Origin of the sequence: Kluyvera cryocrescens NBRC 102467 (assembly GCF_001571285.1) — a bacterium.
Classification (GTDB): Bacteria; Pseudomonadota; Gammaproteobacteria; order Enterobacterales; family Enterobacteriaceae; genus Kluyvera; species Kluyvera cryocrescens.
Genome location: NZ_BCTM01000004.1, coordinates 21,122 through 42,469, shown reverse-complemented (window position 1 = coordinate 42,469; position 21,348 = coordinate 21,122). Strand labels below are relative to the sequence as shown.

At 53.1% G+C, this 21,348-nt stretch carries 5 protein-coding genes; 4 read left to right on the top strand and 1 reads right to left on the bottom strand.

The window, feature by feature from the left end; all coding sequences use genetic code 11:
- Window positions 1-216: 216 nt before the first annotated feature.
- Entirely contained in the window at window positions 217-15,303 is a 15,087-nt protein-coding gene (locus tag KCR01S_RS24855; RefSeq protein ID WP_061279784.1) for a BapA/Bap/LapF family large adhesin, read from the bottom strand.
- A 1,928-nt stretch (window positions 15,304-17,231) separates the two neighbouring features.
- On the opposite strand from KCR01S_RS24855, the gene KCR01S_RS03555 reads away from it, so the two are divergent.
- The 4 genes from KCR01S_RS03555 (at window position 17,232) to KCR01S_RS03540 (ending at window position 21,340) form a co-directional block, all read left to right on the top strand.
- On the top strand, window positions 17,232-17,969 hold the full coding sequence (locus KCR01S_RS03555; RefSeq protein WP_061279783.1) for a glycine zipper domain-containing protein: 738 nt from the start codon (window positions 17,232-17,234) through the stop codon (window positions 17,967-17,969).
- Window positions 17,970-18,058: 89 nt separating this feature from the next.
- The gene (locus tag KCR01S_RS03550; RefSeq protein WP_061279782.1) at window positions 18,059-18,541 is read left to right on the top strand and encodes a hypothetical protein; all 483 of its coding nucleotides are present in this window, start codon (window positions 18,059-18,061) and stop codon (window positions 18,539-18,541) included.
- Window positions 18,542-18,671: 130 nt separating this feature from the next.
- Window positions 18,672-19,784, top strand: a complete 1,113-nt coding sequence (locus KCR01S_RS03545) for a tellurite resistance domain protein (RefSeq protein ID WP_072277078.1) — start codon at window positions 18,672-18,674, stop codon at window positions 19,782-19,784.
- Between the two features lie 50 nt (window positions 19,785-19,834).
- Window positions 19,835-21,340, top strand: a complete 1,506-nt coding sequence (locus tag KCR01S_RS03540) for an SrfA family protein (protein WP_061279780.1) — start codon at window positions 19,835-19,837, stop codon at window positions 21,338-21,340.
- The last annotated feature ends 8 nt before the right edge of the window (window positions 21,341-21,348 follow it).

Genomic DNA, 21,348 nt, shown 5'->3' with positions numbered 1-21,348 from the left:
ATATGTTGGCCTGAACGGCCGTTTGTAGTTTTATGACTATTGATGAATATCCGTACCCGCAGTTTTATCCCTTCCATAGGGAACAAGCGGGTCAGAGGGTCGTGCTCCTGAGATCGTGCCGTCCTGCTGCGACAACCGTTAGCCCGTCTGACGACGGGTTAACGGCGCGCGAGAGACTTCTTCGGGCCGTCAGGCCCGCTGCTACCTTGCAGAACGTTATCCGTGGTTAGCCGATGAGTCGTGGTGCAGCAGCTCCTCCAGCGTCGGTTGCACGCCGTCGAGCGTGATAAGTTGCGTTGATTGGTACTGCGTCCCTGCGCCGTCACGGTCAATCGATACGACCGTGTCGCCCGACGCCGTGTGTTCTATAGATAAATATTGGCCGAGATCCTCAGATTTACCACTCCAGTCGGTCAGTAGCTTGCTGATATCTATATGATCGCCGTCACTAACTGAGAAATCTGTCCAATGATTGTTATGGCCATTGCCGCCGGTCGCATCGTCGTTATCCAGCAGATTAAAGACCACCGTATCCCCGCCTCCGCCGAGCGTATAGGTATCGTCATAGGCGCTGCTCGCCGTGGTGTCGGACTTGTCGCTGCCCTCAACGTGCGGATGCAGATCAATGATCAGATTCCCGTGACTCAGGCTGCCGTCTGGAGCCTTGATGGTGTAGTCAAACTGCTCGCGCTGGGTCAGATCCGCCACGCTCACGCCCTCACGCAGGGTATAGCTGTAGCTGCCATCGGCGTGCAGAACCAGCGTACCGTAAAGCCCCTGTAGGGTTTGCGACACCCCGCTGCCCGCCGTCTCGGTCACCTGCTGACCGCTTTCATTGGCGAAGGTGATGGTGCTCCACAGCGAACCGAGTGCGATTTCAGCAATCTGCCCTTCCACCGTGACGCCCGCCGCTGAAGCTTCCGGCGTCACCGCCACGCTGGTCAGTACCGTGCTGAATTCGCTGTTCAGCGCATTGCCCGCGGTATCTTGCAGCAACACGCTGTACTGGCCGTCGTGAAGCACGGCGTTGTCCAAGTTAATGCTGGCCGTCAAGGTCGTGGCGTCTGTCGTCAACGTGCCGGTGGCAATCAAATTCCCCTGTGCATCAAGGATTTGATAAACCGCCTGCCCGCTGGCGGTTGGCAGTGAAGAGAACGCCAGCACCAGCGTTGAATTCTCCAGACTGTCGGTGCTGGCCACCTGCAGCGTCGAGGCCTCGGCCGTCGTTTCGCTGGTAGTTGCCAGCAGCGTGGCCGCCTGCGCCGTAGTCTGTGCCGCCGTTGAATCCTGAACCACACTTTCGTCGGCAACCAGCGCCATGGTGGCCATCATCGACTGGCTCGTTATCGACGATCCAACAGACGGCAGCGAAATGGTCAGGGTTGAGGTGCTCACCGATGAGCCGTTGCGAATAACGTAGGTGAACGTTTCCTGGCCCAGCGAGGTTGCCGGCTGGCCAGTACGTAGGGTATAGGTGTATCCCCCTTGCGCGTTGATGACTAAGTTGCCGTAGTTGCCGACAATGGTGGTGGTGCCGGTGGTAGCAATCGCCTGACCATTCACATAACTCACTATTGTGCCCACAGGCGCGACATCCGCTCCTCCACTGCTGCCCGCCCCGGTTATCACGTTGCCGGAGATAGATTCAACGGCAGCCTGATAGGTATGGGTGACATCATTACTGGTCGATAACGTGGCGATACTCCCCACAGCAACGCCAGTATCTGCTTTCAGCAGGAAGACGTAGTGCCCCGCGCCCAGCGTAATAGATTGAGACTGTGTTCCTGCCAACGCCAGAACCTTGATCCAGTCGTTATAGATTTTTTCCTGCTCATACTGACCGGTTGTCGGGTTAAGTTTGTAGATATAAAGATCAAAAGTCGACAGTAGGGCGACCCCAACGACGCTACCGCCTAGCGTAAAGGTTCGGGTTGAGTTTGTAGGAACATCAACCTGCAGTTGTCCGGCTAAACTGACATTGACGCCCAGCACATCCCCTAACCCAACACTAGCCACAATAACCGAAGAGTTGCTCACCCCATCGGTAGAGACATTTGCAGGCGTAGGGTCAACCTCGAGCGTGACTTTATCGCCGTTGGCGTGAAGGTTAGGCAAATTAAGATCGATTGTCAGCGTCGCATTACTGGTTGAACCATTTGGCGCTTTCAACTGGTAGGTAAAGACATCTGGCCCGGTGATGCTGGACGGAGAAACGCCGGATTTCAGGGTGTAGGTATACCCCCCCTGGGCGTTAATAATCAACGTTCCGTAGGTACCCACGATGGTGGTCGAACCGCTTGCTGCGACGGAGCTCATGCCGGTGGATGACCCGCCGCTAGCTCCGCTCACCACCGTACCATTTGGCGCACTATCAACGCCGCCACCTCCCGCGCCGGTAATGACGTTACCGGTCGTGGTCGCCCCAGCGGAATCGACAAAGACGCCGGTCGTGACATCAGATGTCACCTTCAACTGGCTACTGGTCAACAGTGACAGACCGTCATCTGCCTGTAGCAGCATCGCATAGTCACCAGCTGGGAGGTTCAGCTTCGCCGTCCCTGAGCTTCCAGCCAACAGCAGCACCTGCAGGAAGTTATCCACCTTCTGGTACATGCTGTAGGTACCGTCACCGTTGGACTTGTAGATATACAGATCGAACGTCGACAGTAGCGTCACGCCCACCGCACTTCCCTGGAGTGTCAACGCACGTGAAGCGCCTTCATCAACGTGGAAGGTCGGCAGTTGGCTGCTTTGGATGACATTTAGCGACAACAATTCGCCTACACCCAGCTTCAATACGTTCAGGCTTTGCGACGCGGTATTGTTCGGGGCGGTAACCTGTTGAATCGACGTCGTCAGCGTCAGTCCAGCCTCATCGTTAACCGCATTGAGGATCTGTGTACCGATAGTCGGATCGATATTGAGGACAAATGCCGGTGTTTTCACCCCGATATTTCCCGCTGCATCGACGGCATTGAAGGTAAAACTATGCGTGCCGGTCGTCAGCGCCGTCGTTGGCGTCCATGTCCACTGCCCGTTGCTGCCAGCCGTTACCGTAGTCACCAGGCTGGTGCCATCATAAATATTGACCTTGCTGTTGGCTTCTGCGATGCCGGTGAAGGTTGGCATCGTGTCGTTGGTGATGCTGCCTGAAGTCAGGTTTCCCAAATCTGCCGCGACATCATCGTACACCGTCAGGCCGGTAATCACGCCAGGCGCGACGGTGTCAATGGTCAGGTTAAACGTCGGCGATGAGCCGCCGATATTGCCTGCCGCATCGGTCGCCGTGGCCGTAAAAGTATGTTGCCCATCGGCCAGCACCGCGGCTGGCTGGAATGACCATATCCCATTGCCATCGGCTGTGGTGATGCCCAACACTTTGTTGCCGTCATACACGGTAATGGTGGCATTTTTCTCAGCCGTGCCGCTAATCACCGGCCGACCGTCGTTGCTACTGGCGTTGTTGTTCAGTGTTCCGGATACCGGGTCGACCGCATCCGTCACCGTCAGTACGCCAATCGTCGCGGGCAATTTGGTGTCGATAGTGAGCGTGAAATCTGGCGAATGTTCGCTCGAGTTACCTGCCGCATCGCTGACGGTCGTTGAGAACGTATAGGTACCATCGGCTAACACCGACGGGGTGAAGCTCCATATGCCATTACTGTCGGCCTGTACAGTGCCCAAAATGTTGCTGCCGTTGTAGATAGTGACTATCGCATTGGCCTCAGCGGTACCGTTCAGGGTTGGCGTATTGTCATTGGTTGAGCCGTTGTTGGACAGTAATCCCGTCCCCGGAGAAACATTGTCGATGACGGTGATGTTGCTTGCCACCGGAGGTGCCGTCGCGTCGATATTCAGGATAAATACCGGTGACGAACCGCTGACGTTACCCGCCGCATCGCTCACCGTAGTGCTGAAACGATGTTCCCCATCAGCAAGCGCCGCCGTGGTATAGCTCCAGGCTCCGGTGTTATCCGCCTGCACCGTTGCCAGCAGCTTGCTGCCGTCATAGACGTTAACCCAGGTATTCGGCTCTACGGTACCGCGTAACGTCGGCGTATTGTCGTCGGACAGCGCCCCGCTCGCCAGATCGCCCTTAACAGTACCGACGTTATCATTGACCAGCGGTATCGTACCCGACAGCGGTGTCACCGTGTCGACATTCAAAATGAAGGGGGCAGTTTCCGCACTGGTGTTACCTGCCGCATCAGACACCTTCAGAGTCAAGCTGTGAGGCCCGTCCTTCAGCGAACTGGAGGGCGTAAACGACCAAATCCCCACTCCGTTGACCGTGGCACGGCCAATTTCGATGCCGCCATCAAGGACAATCACGGTCGTATTTGGCGTACCACCAATGCCCGAAATCGTTGGCAGACTGTCGTTGGTTGACGTCCCACTCGTCAACACACCAACTCCCGGAGAGATATCGTCGGTGACGATATAGTTGAGGATCGCCGCCGGAGCTGTCGTGTTGACGGTCATCACAAAGGTTGCCGATGGCAGGCTGACGTTGCCGGCCGCATCGGTTGCCGTGACGGTGAAGCTGTGCGGACCCGGCTGTAGCGGATTGACCACTTGGTAACTCCACGCCCCCCCGGGCCCCGTGGCGACAACGCTATCCACCAGAATACCGTTATCGTAGATCTTAATGGTACTCCCCAGCTCAGCCGTACCGCTCAGCATGGGTTTAGTGTCGTCGGTCACGCCACCGTTCGTCACATTACCCACAATCGCGCCATAATCGTCATAGATCGTAATGTTCCCTGGCGCAGCTGGTATTACATTATCGATGGTGAGATTAAAGACCGGTGATTTGCCGCTTTCGTTACCCGCCGCATCCGTAGCGGTGACAGACAGTGTATAAGCAGCATTGTTCCATGCCGTCAGTGATGTGTAGCTCCATGAACCATCGGCCAGCGCACGGGTGGTGCCAATAATGTTGCTACCGTTATAAATCGTGACCAGCGCATTGGCCTCGACGCTCCCGGCAGCACCGGTCAGTACCGGATGAGTGTCGTTGATGGTCGTGCCACTGGTCACATTGCCGGTCACGGGCGCAATGTTGTCGGTCACGGTAAAGGCCAACGGCGCATTCGGGGCCTGGGTATCAATCGTCAGGGTGAAAGGCGGCGAGGCAATACTGACATTACCCGCTGCATCGGTGGCGGTTGCCGTAAAGGTGTAGGTCGCATCGGTCAACGAATTTGGCGCAACGCTCCATGTACCATCAGCCCTAGCGGTAGTAGTACCAATAATCGTCGAGCCATTGTAGACATTGACCGTACTGCCTGCTTCTGCGCGTCCGCTGATAATCGGCGTGCTGTCTTTCGTCGTCGCACCGGTCAACAACGCCGTCGATCCGACATCGTTCGAGACGCTCAACACGAGAATCGGTGCAGGGTTAACGGTATCAACGGTGAAGTTAATTGGTGGGGTCACTGTGCTAACGTTACCCGCCAAATCGGTGGCAGTGACCGTCAGACTATGGTTGCCGTTGAGCAGAGTTGGCGTGGTGAAACTCCACGAACCATCCGCATTCGCGACGACCGAGCCCAAAAACACGCTGCCGTCATAGATAGTGACCGTGCTTCCTGCTTCCGCGCTGTTCGCAGCGCCGGTCAAGGTTGGCGTGGCATCGTTAGTATAGCCATTGGCGACAATGGTTCCCTTCACCGGGTCAACATCGTCGGAGAGGGTGATGTCCTTGACCATCGCTGGTGGTGTGGCATCTACCGTCAGGCTAAAGTTCGTGCCCGAGCTGGGATTGCCCGCCTGATCGACCACCGTAATAGTGAAGTCATGTTTCCCTTCCCCCAGTGGTTTAGTGGGGGTAATTGACCAGAGTCCGGTAAGACCCAGCGTCGCCCTGCCTATTTCGGTAGAGCCTTCCATAATGATGACCGTGCTACCCACTTCCAGCAGCGGTAAAGCTATGCCACCGCTAAAGGTCGGATTCTTGTCATTGGTCGTACCACCGTCGTTGATGCGGCCCGTTCCCGGCAGCACATCATCCGTCACCGTCAGCGACGTCACTGCACCCGGTGTGGTGGTATCCACGGTAAACTGGAACAGCGCGGAAGGCAGCGTTGTATTAACGCCGTTATTCACCGTTGTGGTGATCAGGTGCGACCCTTCACTTAACCCCGATGGGGTGAATGACCAGGTTCCGTCGCCTTTCACCACGGTCGAGCCAATAGCGATAGGGTTGCCATTGTCGTAGAAGGTAATGGTTGTGCCAGCTTCCGCTATCCCGCTGAAGGTTGGCGTATTATCGTTGGTATAACCGCCGTTAGCGATAGGCCCCTGTACCGGGTCTGTATTATCCATCACGACCAGCCCGGAGATACCGCCGCTCAGCACAGCTGTATTGATATTTAAATTAAACTCATCCGTGGGCTGACTTTCATTACCTGCGGCATCCATTATTCTGGCAGTGAAGACATGGTCGCCATCAGCAAGCGGTGCATCCGGCGTAAAGCTCCAGATGCCCAGGTTATCGATCGTTGCGCTACCGATAAGCGTCTCACCATCGTAGATATTGATGATTGAACCCGCCTGATTGCTTAGCGCCACGCTGGTAAACGTTGGGCGGTTATCATCCGTTTTGCCGTCCAGAATCTCACCCAGAATTGTTCCGATATTATCATTCACAATCAGTAAGCTGAACGATATTGGCGCCTCGGTATCGACCGTGAAAACCAAATTCCCGGAAGGGTCGCTGGTGTTACCCGCCGCATCTGTCGCCGTGACATAGAAGGTGTATTTCCCATCATCAAGCGAGTCCGTCGGCGTATATTGCCACCGTCCTTCGGCATCGGCAGTGACCGTCGCGACCTTAACTGGCGTAGCTGTTCCAAAGCCCTGATAGATAGTGACCGACGCATTGCCTTCCACCACACCGCTGAGCGTAGGCTGAGCATCGTTTGTCAATCCGTTATGGTTAATGGCTCCCTGATACCACGCGACGTCATCGGTACCGGTAATCGCCTGCGGCACCGCTGGGGCGGTGGCATCAATATGAAGAACAATGGGCGGCGTCGGCTCGCTGACGTTACCGGCTTTATCGGTCACTTTCGTCGTCAGACTGGCGACGCCATCATCGAGTTCATCCGTTGTAAAGCTCCAACTGCCGTCAGTCGCCGTGACTTCTACGCTCCCCACAAGCTTCGTATCGTTATAGATACTGACCATTGTTCCCACTTCCGCCTTGCCGGTCAGCGTTAGCGTGTTGTCGTTAGTGAGATCCCCTGTTTTTAACTCGCCGACAATGCCACCTGCCACATTGTCGCTAATCACCAGGTTTACCACCGGCCCCGGCGCCACGGAATCAACCGTAAAGATAAACTCCGGCGAGGCAACACTCTCATTACCCGCCGCATCGGTCGCCGTCGCGGTGATGGTGTATTCTCTCTGTTCGAGCGCGGTGGGATAGGTAAAACTCCAGCTGCCATCAATCAGTGATGCCGTCGTGGTGCCTAAAGGCGTTGTGCCGTCATAGAGGGTTATCGTGCTGCCTTTTTCTGCCGTGCCGCTAAAGGTCGGTGTCGTATCCCGGGTATAACCATTGGCCGTAACCGCTCCGCTGCCGACGGCAAGATCCTCGGTAACGTTAACCGCGTCCATCACCGCTGGCGCTTTCGTATCAATATTCAGCACCAAATCCGGAGAATGCTCGCTAACGTTACCTGCTGCATCGGTCGCCGTTACGCTGAATACGTGTTGCGAATCCGTCAGGTCTGACGTGGTATAGCTCCATTTGCCGTCTGTACCCGCAATAACCGTATCAACCGCATTTCCATCCTGATAAATCGTGACCCGCGCATTGCCTTCCACCACGCCACTCAGCGTTGGCGTCTTGTCGTTGGTTAACCCGCTGGCTGGAATGTTGCCTTCATGAAGTGCCCGATTATCGGTTGCAATAATCGCCCCAGGCGTGGTGGGAACAACGGTATCCACATGGATCACGAAGGGTCCAAATGTAGTACTTTGGTTTCCTGCAGCATCTTCAACAACGGTGGTATAGCTATGTTTTCCCTCGGTCAAGGCTGTCGTGACCTGATAGCTCCAGTCTCCATCGGCATTGGCCGTTACGGTAGCGACCCACTTCCCATTATCAAACAGCAACACCTTGCTGTTGCTCTCGGCGGTGCCGCTGATGACGGGCGTCGAATCATTCGTTGAATCGCCATCGTTGAGGTCAACTGCCACCGGCAGCACGTTATCTGACACCACAAAGCTGCCAACCTGAGCAGGTTTCACAGTATCCACCGTCAGTTCGAAAGCAGACGAGGCACCGCTGTTATTCCCGGCTTTATCCACCACCATCGTCGTGATGCTGTAATCACCATCGGTGAGCGTTGGCGTAAAGGCCCAGACGCCGTTACTGTCCGCCGTTACACGCCCCAACTCGGTGCTCACGCTATGGTCATTGTTATAAATGATAACGATAGTTCCCGCTTCAGCATTGCCGCTGAAGGTTGGGTTTTTGTCGTTAGTGCTGCTCCCGCTGGTCAGTTGGCCTACTACCGGAGACACATCATCGGTGACCGTCATATTCGTGACGCCATTTGGCGCGGCAGTATCAATCGTGAGATCAAAAACAGGTGACGCCGGACCAATGTTACCGGCGGCATCGGTTGCCGTGGCCGTCAGATGATAGTCGCCATCGCGAAGAGCGCTGGTTGGCGTGAAGGTCCAACTGCCGTCGATTTTTGACGCTGACGCGGTCCCCAGCACCGCTTTGCCGTTATAGATGGTCACGGTGCTTCCCGGCTCGGAAAAACCATTAAGCGTAGGGGTAGCATCGTTGGAGCTTTGTCCACTCTGAACGTTCACCTTCACAGGATCCACATCGTCAACCACCACAAAGGTCGGCGCGCTGGTTGGTGCATTGGTATCCACTTCAATAACAAAATCTGCAGAGGCGGTACTGGAGTTACCGGCAGCATCCGTCACCGTCACCGTAATGTGATATTCCCCCTGTTGGAGTGGCGCTGGCGTGTAACTCCAGCTGCCATCATCACCGGCGGTGACCGTGGTCAACAGATCCAGGTTAGGGGCGATGCCGCTATATACCTCCACCTTCGCCCCCGGCTCCACCTTGCCGCTAAAGGTTGGTGTGGTGTCGTTGGTACTACCGCCGTTCGGTACATTCCCGATGACCGGGGCTACGTTATCGGTGATAACCAGCGCAGTGACAGGATCTGGCGCAATGGTATCTACGGTAAACACAAAGGACGGCGATGGTACGCTGACGTTGCCTGCCTCATCCGTTGCCGTGGCCGTCAAGCTGTAGTTGCCGTCCTTGAGCGAAGGCGTCGGCGGTACGTTAGGTGAAAAACTCCAGTCTCCGTTGGCATCGGCTTGACCGGTACCAATCAGCGTGGTGCCGTTATACACATTAATAATCGTGTGTGGTTCAGCTTTACCGCTAAGTATCGGTAACGTCTCGTTAATGTCCATACCACTGGTCACTGCACCGTGGCTATCTGTAACGGTAATACCGCTAATTTTTTCAGGGGGAATGGTATCGATAGTGATCGCGACCTGATTGGAGCTCTCACTAGTGTTACCCGCCGAGTCGATGGCTTTTGCGGTCAGCTCATGAGGGCCTTCACTCAGAACAGGCAGATTAATTGACCACGCGCCGCCGGAGCCCGCTACCGTAGTGCCCAAAACAGTGGTGCCATCGGTGTCATACACCACGATGGTGGCACCTTCTTCGCCGACGCCTTTGAGGGTTGGCGAAGCATTATTAATCGTGACGCCATCCGCCAGCGTCACGCCGTTGTTTTGCAAAATCATCCCCGTCATCGCAGACGGCGCCGTGGTATCGACGGTAAAGTTTATCGGCGGAGAAGCCGTGCCGACGTTGCCCGCGGCATCGGTTGCGGTTGCCGTCAGGCTATACTGCTTATCACCTAATGCAGTCGTCGGTTTCACGCTCCAGTTACCGTCAGAATCAGCCTGAACGGTGGCGATCAGCGTAGTAACATTCCCTTCTGTGTTATAGATTTTGACTGTACTATTGGCTTCTGCACGACCGCTCAAAGTTGGCTGAGAATCATTGGTATGGCCATTGGCACCGACCGTACCAAGCGTTGGCAAATGGGTATCAGTGACGGTAATACCGGTAATTTGCGCAGGTGGCGTCAGATCGATGACCACAACGGAAGGTTGAGAGGCGGCGCTAACGTTGCCCATCGCATCGGTTGCTTTCGCAGTAATGCTGTGCGGGCCTTCTGCGAGGGCTGAAATCGGCACCGACCACGCACCGTTCAGGTCGGCCTGAATAGTGCCCAATACCGTGGTACCGTCGGTATCATAGATAGTCACGTTGCTGTACGGTTCACTGTTGCCGCGCACCGTGAGAGTGGTGTCATTGGTACTGCCTCCAGGCGCCACGACGCCAGTGTCTGCCGAGATGATAATCCCACTGACTGGAACCGGCGGCGTGGTATCAATCGTCAGGGTAAACGCTGGGGATTTCACGCTGGTATTTCCGGCGGAGTCAGTGACCGTCGCGCTCAGGCTGTGTGGCCCATCGCCCAGCGGCAAAGTCGGGGTAAAGCTCCACTGTCCTGTGCTGTTTGCCTGCACGGTACCGAGTACGGTGTTGCCATCATAAATCGTCACCGTGGCGTTGTTTTCAGCCCTGCCCGTCAGCGTTGGCGTATTATCATTGGTAAAGTCCCCAGCCTTCAGCACACCGGTGCCCGGCTCACGATCGTCACTCACCACCAGGCTACTAATCGTGTCGGGTATGCCAGTATCCACCTCCAGGTTAAAAGCGAGAGATTCGGCGCTTGCGTTCCCCGCCGCATCGCTGACAATTGTCGTAATCGCGTGCGAGCCTTCGCTCAATGCAGGGTCAGGGATAAAGCCCCATTGGCCGTCCGCCCCCGCCGTCACGGTTCCGATAATATTGCCGTTATCCTTGATCGTCACCGTCGTACCCGGTTCAGCCGTCCCGCTAATGATAGGCGTCGGGTCATTGGTTGAGCCGCCGCTTTGCAACTGACCAATACCCGGCGTGGCATCATCAACAATGTGCAGATCGCCAACCGGCTCTGGCACTACGGTATCCACATAAATCACATACGGCTGGGAAGGTTCGGACTCAACGTTATTCACTGACAGTACGAAAGTCATGCTGTGCATGCCATCTTCGAAAGGAGTGTCTGGATACCAGGACCAGCTGCTTGCGTCTTCTAGCGTGACCGTCCCGACCAATTGTCCATGGTCATAGACCATGATAGTGCCATCGGTGGTACCTGGCAGCGTTCCGCTAAACTTCGCCTGGTTATCATTGGTGGAGCCACCGTTGGCTATTGGTCCAATGTCCGGCGGCGTACTATCTAAGACCGTTACATTGGCGATCGCATCAGGCGTTAACGCTACCGTGATGGTGAATGGCGGTGTGATGACACTGACGTTACCAGCAGCATCGGTCACCTGGGTGGTAATATCATGACGGCCAATCTCAAGCGGCACGTCGGGGGTAAACGTCCATGTTTTATTGCTATTGACCAGCGCCGTTCCCAGCAGTGCGCCGTTATCATAAATACTCACCGTGGTACCCGGCTCAGCGGTACCGCTAAAGGTCGGCTGGGTATCGTCCGTCTGTGAAAGATTGCCTAACGGCCCCTTTTGCCCGCCAACATTATCCATCACCGTCAGCCCTGCTACCGAATTAGGCGCCAGAGTATCAACAATAATCTCCACCGCCGTCGTCGGCTGGCTGGTATTTCCTGCTGCATCAACGGCGACCGCAGTCAGGCTGTGCGAACCGTCGGCCAACGGCGTCGCCAGTTCCAGACCCCAGTTACCGTTAATATCTGCGGTCACGCGCGCAATCTCACGCGTACCATCGTATATAACAACCTGTACGCCCGGATCGGCCTTGCCACTTAGGATCGGCGTACTATCATTGGTTGCTTCGCCTGAGACGATGGTACCCACATTCGGCGTTTCATTGTCGGTGGCAATAAACAGCGTCACCGCGCCAGGCGCGACGGTATCCACGCCCAGCACAAATTCCGGGGATGGAGCGCTGACGTTACCTGCCGCATCGGTGACAGTCGTAGTGATCGTATGCACGCCCTCGCCAAGTGGTGCATTTGGGATAAATCCCCACTGTCCGTCGCTGCCAACCTTCACGCTGCCCAGCAGTTGGGTTCCGTCATACAGCGTTACGGTGGTTCCAGGCTCAGCGTTGCCGCTGATAATCGGCGTGCTGTCATTGGTCATACTGCCATTTGTTAACTGACCAATATTCGGTGCCCGGTCATCAACAATGACTAAATTCGTCACCGGTTCAGGCACCGTCGTATCAACTGTTAGCACAAACGGCTGCGATGGTGCAGACGGACCACTCCCGTTATCAACGATAAAGGTAACGCTATGTGTGCCTTCTTTCAGCGCCAGTGACGGTGTAAAGTTCCATTGGCCGTTACCGTCTGCCTTAACGCTGGTTAGCAGCACACCGTTATCATAAATAGCTATCGTGCTGTTAGCGGCCGCACTACCGGTGAAGGTCGGAGTAACATCGTTGGTCGCCGCACCATTTGCCAGCGGCCCCTTAACGGGATTGGCATCATCCGTCACCACCAGTCCACTAATCGGATCCGCCACAGGCGTAATCGTCAAATTAAAACCTGGCGACGGCGGGCTCACGTTACCCGCGGTATCGGAAACCACGGTGGTGAATTGATGCAGACCGCTGTTCAACGGCATCTCAGGGGTGAAACGCCATTCTCCGGCCGAATCAACCACGACCTGTCCCAGCAGCGTCCCGCCATCATAGATGCTAATGGTACTGTGCGGTTCAGCTCGGCCGGATAGCGTTGGCGATGTATCGTCTGTTGTACCTCCGCTAGTCAGCGTGCCTTTTACCGGCCCCACATCATCAGTCACGGTGATACTGTTTGCCGCCAGCGGTGCTGAGGTATCGACGCTAAATACCAGTTCAGTCGTTGGCTGGCTGACATTTCCAGCGGCATCTACCGCCACGACGGTCAGCCCGTGAGGACCATCGCTCAGCGGTGTCGTCAGTTCCAGTCCCCAATGACCGTTAGCATCGGTGACGGTATGAGCAATCTCAATACCCTTGTCATAAATAATGATGTCACTGCCCGGCTCTGCCTTACCGCTGAGCACCGGAGTGGCGTCATTAGTGACCTCTCCCGCCGTAATGGTTCCCACCGTTGGCGCTTTATTATCGGTAACAAGAAGGTCCGTTACCGGGTGGGGAGCCCTTGAATCGACCACCAGCACAAATTCAGGCGATACCACGCTGTTGTTACCCGCCATATCGGTGACAACGGTGGTGATATGGTGCGTACCTTCGCTAAGCGCGGGTTTAGGCGTAAAGCCCCACTGTCCATCTTCGCCGACGAGCGTACTGCCAATAATGCTGCCGTCATCATAGATGCTCACCGTCGTCCCCGGTTCGGCGGTACCACTGATAATTGGCGTACCGTCATTGGTCGAATCCCCACTTTGCAGCTGGCCAATTTCCGGATTGAGATCGTCAATCACCGTCATATCACCCACCGCATCAGGAGTCTGGGTATCAACGGTTAAAATATAGGGTTCCGACACCGTCACCCCGGCATCGGAGGAGAACGTAAAGCTGTAGCGATTATCTGCCAGCGATGGCGGTGTGAAATGCCAAATTCCCTGAGCATCTGCAGTAACAGTGCCAATTTCAACACCGTCGATATAAACCGTTATCGTGCCTGACGCAGGACCTTTACCGGTGAATTCTGGAGTGGTGTCGTTAGTTGAGGCACCGTTAGTCAGTTCCCTGGATATCGGATCGACGTTATCATCGACCGACGTCACGGTAACGTCGGTCGATGGTGGGGTGATCTTAAGAATAAAGGTCTCAGAAGGGTCGCTCTTATTGCCTGCCGCATCGGTGACGACGATATTGAAGTTGTAACTTCCCCCAGCCAACGGCACGTCAGGGGTAAAACTCCAGCTGCCGTCGGGGGCCACGGCGACGGTCCCCAATAGCGTTGAACCATTATAGACACTGACCGTGGTACCGTCCTTCACGCTGTCAACGGAACCGCTAAAGGTGGGCGAACTATCCGTCGTTGTATCGCCATCTGTTAGCGTAACAACTGTTCCTCCCGCATCGTCACTCACCGTAAATTCAGAGATTGTCGCCGGTTTTACGGTATCGACATTAAACAACAGAGGGTCAGTGGTTGGCCCGACGTTTCCGGCCAGATCGGTGGCATTTGCAGTCAGACTGTGCTTACCTTCTCCCAACGCAGTGCTTAATTCCAAGCCCCAGTTGCCATGCACATCGACTAACGCACTGCCGACCAATTTACCATAATCATAGATATTCACGACGCTGCCTGGTTCGGCCTTGCCGCTAATAACCGGTGTGTTATCGTTAGTCGTTTCACCTGCCGAGATAGTCCCAAGAAGCGGAGTCTGATTATCGGTGGCGATGAGCAGCGTGACTTCCCCCGGTGAATGGGTATCGATAGTCACTACATAAGCACCGCTCCTCCCAGAGCTAATTCCATCTTTGCTCACCGTGGTAGTGAAGCTATGAACTCCATCGGCTAGCACTGCGGTCGTAAAACTCCACGCCCCCTTCGCGTCAGCCTTGACCGAACCCAACAGGGTATCTCCGTCATAAATTGTGACCGTGGAATTTGCCAACGCGACACCACTTAGCGTTGGCGTATTATCATTCGTGATCCCACCTTTGGCGACAGGCCCCGTATTTTGCTCAACGTTATCGGTAATTGTCAGATCCGAAGTATTATCAACCTGATTCAGGCCGTTGCCAGGAGGAGTGACAGGATCGGTACCACTATTATCATTCGGGTCTGTATCTACACTGTGGTTGTGGTTACCTGTACTACCGATACTGGCAGCAGCAGCGGCCATACCGGCGCCCACTCCCAGCGCACCCAAAATCCACGGCATCGCCCCTTCCGTACCGCTCTGGACAATCAGCAGAGTATCGATATCGGCCAATGGCGCAAAATGCAGCCCGGTGGCCGGCTCTTTCACCCACCACAGCGCGCCGTTTTGATCCTCCAAAACCAGTTCACTTCCGTGACCTTCGGCATCCACCGTAAAATAGTTCTCAATGGTTATTTTTTCGCCGTCTTTAAGCGTAATAACCAGATCGTTTCCATGGCGATCCAGTTCGGCTATGTCCTGTGGGTTGATATTTAGTTTTACGATGCTCGGCGAAATAACGCTTGCGGATTCACCAGAAACGGTTGAAGTAGTCGCGCCACTCCGGGCAGTAATAGAGATATTAGCCATATGATTAGAACCTCGTCACAGAGCAGCAATGAATGATTTATTGTTAACAGCCAATCAAAAAAATATCCCGGTATATAACTGACTAATGAGCCGTGGCGCGGGCCATGGGTGCATGGCGTCGTCCCATCAACGATATAAAAATGAATAAAATCAAAACACTGTAATTATATTTAGATAATTAATAATTTACTTGATTAACTATTTTGCGTATTTAATTATTGGTTGTAAAAAAAAGATGACAGAATATGTTGCCTCTGATTTCCATTTTTAACAGTTGCATCTATAATTATTCCCCACAGAGTGGGGTCGTTAGATAAACCTTCCGCAATGTCCAATACCGATGTAAAAAAGTCGGCCCGTAGCAATAAAACATCTACGTTAAAATTTGTGATTTTCTTCATGTAATTTTAAACCCATCAAGTTCGAAAGCCCCAGGGTTCACGCCGGTATAAGAAAATCATACATTTTTAAAAATCTTCTCATACGATTGTATGACATGAATTGGTTTTGTGTAGTAACAACATTGGTTGACGGCTAATATAAATACGAATAAAATCATGAGTTAAATTTCAACCACTTGATTTTACTAAATAAATTAAAAAATCAGATTCGGAAGAATCCTACTGGCAAACTATAGGCTAATGCCTTAAGTTAAATTTTACTATTTTCCAGTGATATAAAATATATTCTTAAGTAGTGCTTAAATGAGTTTTACAATCACCGCATATAATAAGTTGATGTGTAATGTATAAAAGGTGAGTAGTCTGATTTTTATAAATAGCAATAAATTGCCATTAAATATCTAGCAGCCATTTCTTGATTAAACCACCAGCGGTCCGAACTCACTCATTGTGTTATTTTTAGCGCTGTTATCTTTAGCGAGACAAAATAATCTTTTAGCCATGCTAAATAAATACAGAAATGATCTATGATCGGGCGACAGTCTGAGGAAGACATGGGGTACAAAATGGTGAACGGGCAGGCATCGCTGAGGCGAAAGATCGTTCCATACCGAACAATCGTCTGGCACACATCCGTCCTTCTTCACATGCAGAAAAAAGCGCCCCGACGTTAGCATTGCGGTAACAGCAAAACCTGCATCAACGATGCGTGAGTCACTCGCGACTGGATACTCACCGTGCTGGGCCACAAACAAAAGAAATACCCGTTAAACGTCCAGCCAGTCCATATGCAAAAAAACTAACAACACCAATTATTAAAATTGAAATTATTGTCAATTGTATTTTATTACTCGTAAGGCTCCTTCCCTGGCTTTATGTGAAATCAGGACCAAGCATCATCATAAAGTCAGCTATTTGTGGACGCGATATTACAGAGATATTTCCCGGTAATGTGCATTCAATAAAGAAGCCCGGAACGACCGACGGGTGTGCAAACTGAGAAATAGCACCGGGATAATCAACCCGCAGCGTACTTCTGCATGCCAGTCACCGCCTTTGGTTCATTTTTTGATTTGGATTAATCAATTTAATCAGCATTTTAGCATCGCACACTGGAAAAACTGATACAGTTACGATAAATTCATACTATGAATGACTCTGTTTGTGTTGGTTTTCATATTTTATGAAACGCACCGTTCTTCAGGCATGGCTGGTGACATAAGCCGGCGTCTCAGAACCCAGCAAAAACAAGTTACAACCGCAACATGAAGTGATATAAAAAAACAAATAATTTACATACGGCATCGAGGTGGAATAAGGTTCCATTTTCATTCTCCTCGCAAATAATAACACAATGCAATTAATTTACGGCTTATTATTAAAGCCCTTAGATACCCCTTTATTCGGTTTCTAATAAACAACGCTGCATTGTGTTAATGCCTAATATGAAATCATTACTTATTCGAAACTTTTAGGTCATAAAGCTTATTCATCGCCATTTAATTATTTTTTTAAGGAAAAAAACTTGTGAATGCGTTTAACCGAAATACCGCCTGCCTTTTGATCTCTGCAACTTTACTGCTTAGCGGCTGCGCCAATACAGGAAGCTCTCTGCTATCAGGGACAAAACCAGATCCCCGTCTGACGACCACTGAGCAGTCCCAGTTCTTTAGCGCTTCCGGTGCTCAAGGTTGTGGTATTGGTGCAGTATCCGGCGCCGCGCTCGGCGCTTTGGTTGGCGCACTGGCTGGCGATACCAAGAAAGCACTTGCCGGTGCCGCCATTGGTGGTGCAGCTGGATGTGCTGCAGGTATGACGGCTAACTATTATCTTGATGGTCTGAAAAAAGATTACGCATCAACATCCGATCGCCTGCAGGCCATGGACACGGATATCAGCAAAGATACTGCCGCAGTTGAAAAATCGACCCTCGCGATGAAACAAGTGATTAGTGAAAACCAGGCGACCTTAACCAAAATCAGTATTCAAAAAGATAACGCTGGGTTTGATAAAGCCGGTGCGAAAGCCCAACTCGCGCAAATTGATGCCAACATCAGCAAAATGAAAGAGACCATGAAAGGCATGAAGGACAAAGAGTCTGCCTATAAAGTCGCTATTCAAGGACAAACCGCCACCACGGCTGCTGATAAAAGCAAACTGGCAAATCTGAACCAGGAGTATGCCGATCTGAATAGCAAGATTAGCGCCCTGGAAAAAGAAACCAACGGGCTGTTCGAACAACGCCAGGCTATTTCTCTGGGCTAACAACTTTCGGCCGATAAGATTATCGGCCTTTTTTCAGACGGCTTTTTCTTATAAAGCCTCATTTTTTGACTCTATTGATGGACTATTTGATGAGAAAATACTTAATTCTCGCCTCTCTCGCGCTAACCGGTTGTACCACGTCACCGCAGGACTGTGATTTACATGCACAGGACCCGAGCTTTATAACGAAGCTGAGCTGCGCGACTTCCGGTGGCTATCGCCAGCAGGTCAATCAAAAAGAACAACAGGTTCGACTCAGCCAATATGAAAATGAGTCAGCAAAACAGCAGCAGTCCTATACCCAAAACAGGCAGCAAAACGTAAATCAAAAACTGGCAGATGAACAAGCAAGGTTAAACGCCGTGCGCTCTGACCTGTCGCAGACTCTCGCACAACTCAAATCCAGCAAAATAAAAAGCACTGAGCGTCAGCAGGAAATAAAGCGATTGCAGGAGCTACAGAGACAGTCTCAGACAGCCACCAGTTCCAGTGAAATTACGGCAATCGAAAAGAAAGTTGCGGAAGCCAAGCAGAAAATAAAAATTCTTGAGGAAGCCAATACCCTTCGCTAAAGCGCTCGTAAAAGTGGCATGAAATACAGTTGCCACTTTTATCCGCGCGCGGAAGAGGACCGCGCTAGCTTGCTGATATGCGCTTGTACGCATACCACGCATATCATTAACAATTACAATGATTTTGGTTATGCAACGATTAACAACTGCTGCGCCTATTGATGAAGCAACTCTGACAATCTATCAAGAGACGGTTGCCATCATTCACCGTCATCTTCCTCCGTCTCTGGCCCTGCTCTATGCCACGGCTCGTCGCAGTTCAGAAGGTCACCTGGAATGGTGGACTGAACGCCAGGGTCTGGCTAAACCCTTTTCGGCTTTGAGCGAAGCGGAACAGCTCTCCGTACAAGGTAAACGTCAACAGTATCAGGATATTCTGTCGGGGCTTATCGGCCTACTGGCCGCCCGTGGCGAAGAGGATTCGGCGCACGCCTTACAAACGCTGTTAACCCATTCAGGCGACCTTAGCTGCTTTAGCGTGGGCGGTGAACCGGTGTTAATCAACTGGGCGATTGTCAATAAAGCCGCGCCGCCTCCAGTGGTTTCTACCCCATGGTGGCGACGTTATCTGCCGTGGCTGTTCGCACTGTTGCTGTTGTTGCTGCTTCTTGCCTGTGCCTGGTGGTGGTTTGCACATCGCTCTACCGTGGTGCCCCCCGTCGTCACGCCGGCCAGCACCGAATTAACCCATGCAAATCCCAGTATCAATCTCGTGAAGCGCAAGGATTTCGGGCGAATCAAAATTAACCTCACCTGGCAACAGGGCAATCACCGTGAGCCTATCGACCTCGATATCGCCGCCTTCATTCGTTTTAAAAACGGCAAGATAAGCGGCGCCGAGGCGCTGAGTAAGTTCCTCGGGGACTATGACAAGCCCCCTTATATGCTGCTGCAAAAAGATCTCCGTGAAGGCAATGACCAGGATGGGGAATGGCTTTTCATTAACGGCAGCCACTGGCAGGACATAGATGAAGTCCTCATTTATAGCTTCATTTACGGCGGTGCCGATAACTGGCAAGGAACGGATGCCACCATCACGGTCTACGTTCCCGATCAACCTGCGATTAAATCCACGCTCACTGATGGCAATCAGCGCAATAACGTCGCGGCAATCGCCAGACTTAAAAACGTCGATGGCAATATCAAAGTTGAGCGTCTTGACAGTTTCTTCCCCGACAGGGAGTCGCTGGATAAACACTATGGCTGGGGTTTTGAATGGACGCCTGGCGCGAGCAAAAATTAGCCTGCATCACTGTGGCTTTTGTTAAATCACAGCCTTTAAAGGTTTAGATAATGCGAAATTCGATTCAGGGACCACTGCTGCGTACCGGGCATAACTCCTCATTTAAGGCTTTGGGTGAGACTGGCTATCCGGTTTTCAAGATGGCTTTCCAGCTGCGTGAAGCCATATACCGCCTTGATGCAGGACGCGATCTGGCCCGCCATTTAGCCATTCCGCAAAACGATCAGGGAGGCGACAGAACCGACTGGTATAGCAGCTTCCCAGGCGATGTTATTCCGTGGAGTGGTGCAAGCGAGACGGAGCGGGAATCGGCGCGCCAGCAGTTTAATGAGTTTCAAATGGCGGTGCAGTCGCTTAGCGAGCAGTTGCTTAATGCTGAACAAAGCGGAAGCGGTGGCGATCGTCGGGTCTTTGCCCAGTTACTCAAATCGGTGACACATTTCCCTGATTACGAGTTTGTTTACCTCGTGAACGGGATTTTGGTCATTACTTTTTGGGGGTTTGTCCATCCAGAGGGCGAGCAGCGCAACCCGATGCATTGGTTAAGTCCCTCCTCGGTACCCACATCATCCCTTGCCGCTGCAGCCCCGCTGGCACAAACAGAACAAACCGTGGCGCCCGTCGCCGCGCCTGTTGTCGAGAACGTGGTTCGTACTCGCCGCTGGGGCTGGCGCTGGCTGTTATGGTTGCTGCTGGCTTTGCTATTACTGGCGTTGTTATTGGGATTGCTTCGTGGATGCGTACCGTCACTCTCACTGCCCGGCCTGCCCGCCGTCTCCGCGGATAAAACCGCCGTCGTGGCGGACCCGGCCGTGGAGCGTCCACTGGTCAGCGCTCCTGATGTCACCCCCCCGGTTTCACGAACGGGTACAGAAACCGTCACGGGCACGCATATCGCCCCTGGCGTTGTGGAAGGCACAGCCGTGAATACACCTCGCGCACTGGAGCCAACACCGCCAGGTATTTCACCAGCCGGTGCAACAGACGCAGAGGCCAGCGGTGATAACGCGCTGTCAAAGCCGGGCACCAGCGACGCTAATGCCACGGATGCCGCGAATGAGGCCCGCGCTGAGCAATCGTCAGCCCCGGTTCCTCCAGCCGTCCCCGGCGATGCTGAAACTCAAACACCCCCTGGCATTGAGCCCGTCACCGCACCGCCGCTTCCGTCCACTCAGCAGGGCGAACCGCTGACCCTTCCCACTTCTCTCCCCGATGGCCCAGCGCAGTTTCTTAACGGCGAGTGGCGGGTAAATGGCGGGATTCAGGACAAGCTCACCGGGCGTCCTTTGCAATTGCAATATAACTTTGCCCAAGGCAATGGCAGCGTCAGCGTTCGCCAGTCAAGCGGCGTCACCTGCCGCGGCGCCGCGAGTGGCCATGTGCAGCAAGGTGCACTGAGCATTACCAATCCTGAGCAGATGAAATGTAGCGACGGCTCTAACTTTATTGTGCCGACAATCGAGTGCAAATCACCTGCTGCCGGCCATGCCGATTGTATTGGCAGCAACGACGGGGAAAAAACTTTCCCTATTCGTATGCTTCAACCTAATTCCTGAACAGGGAC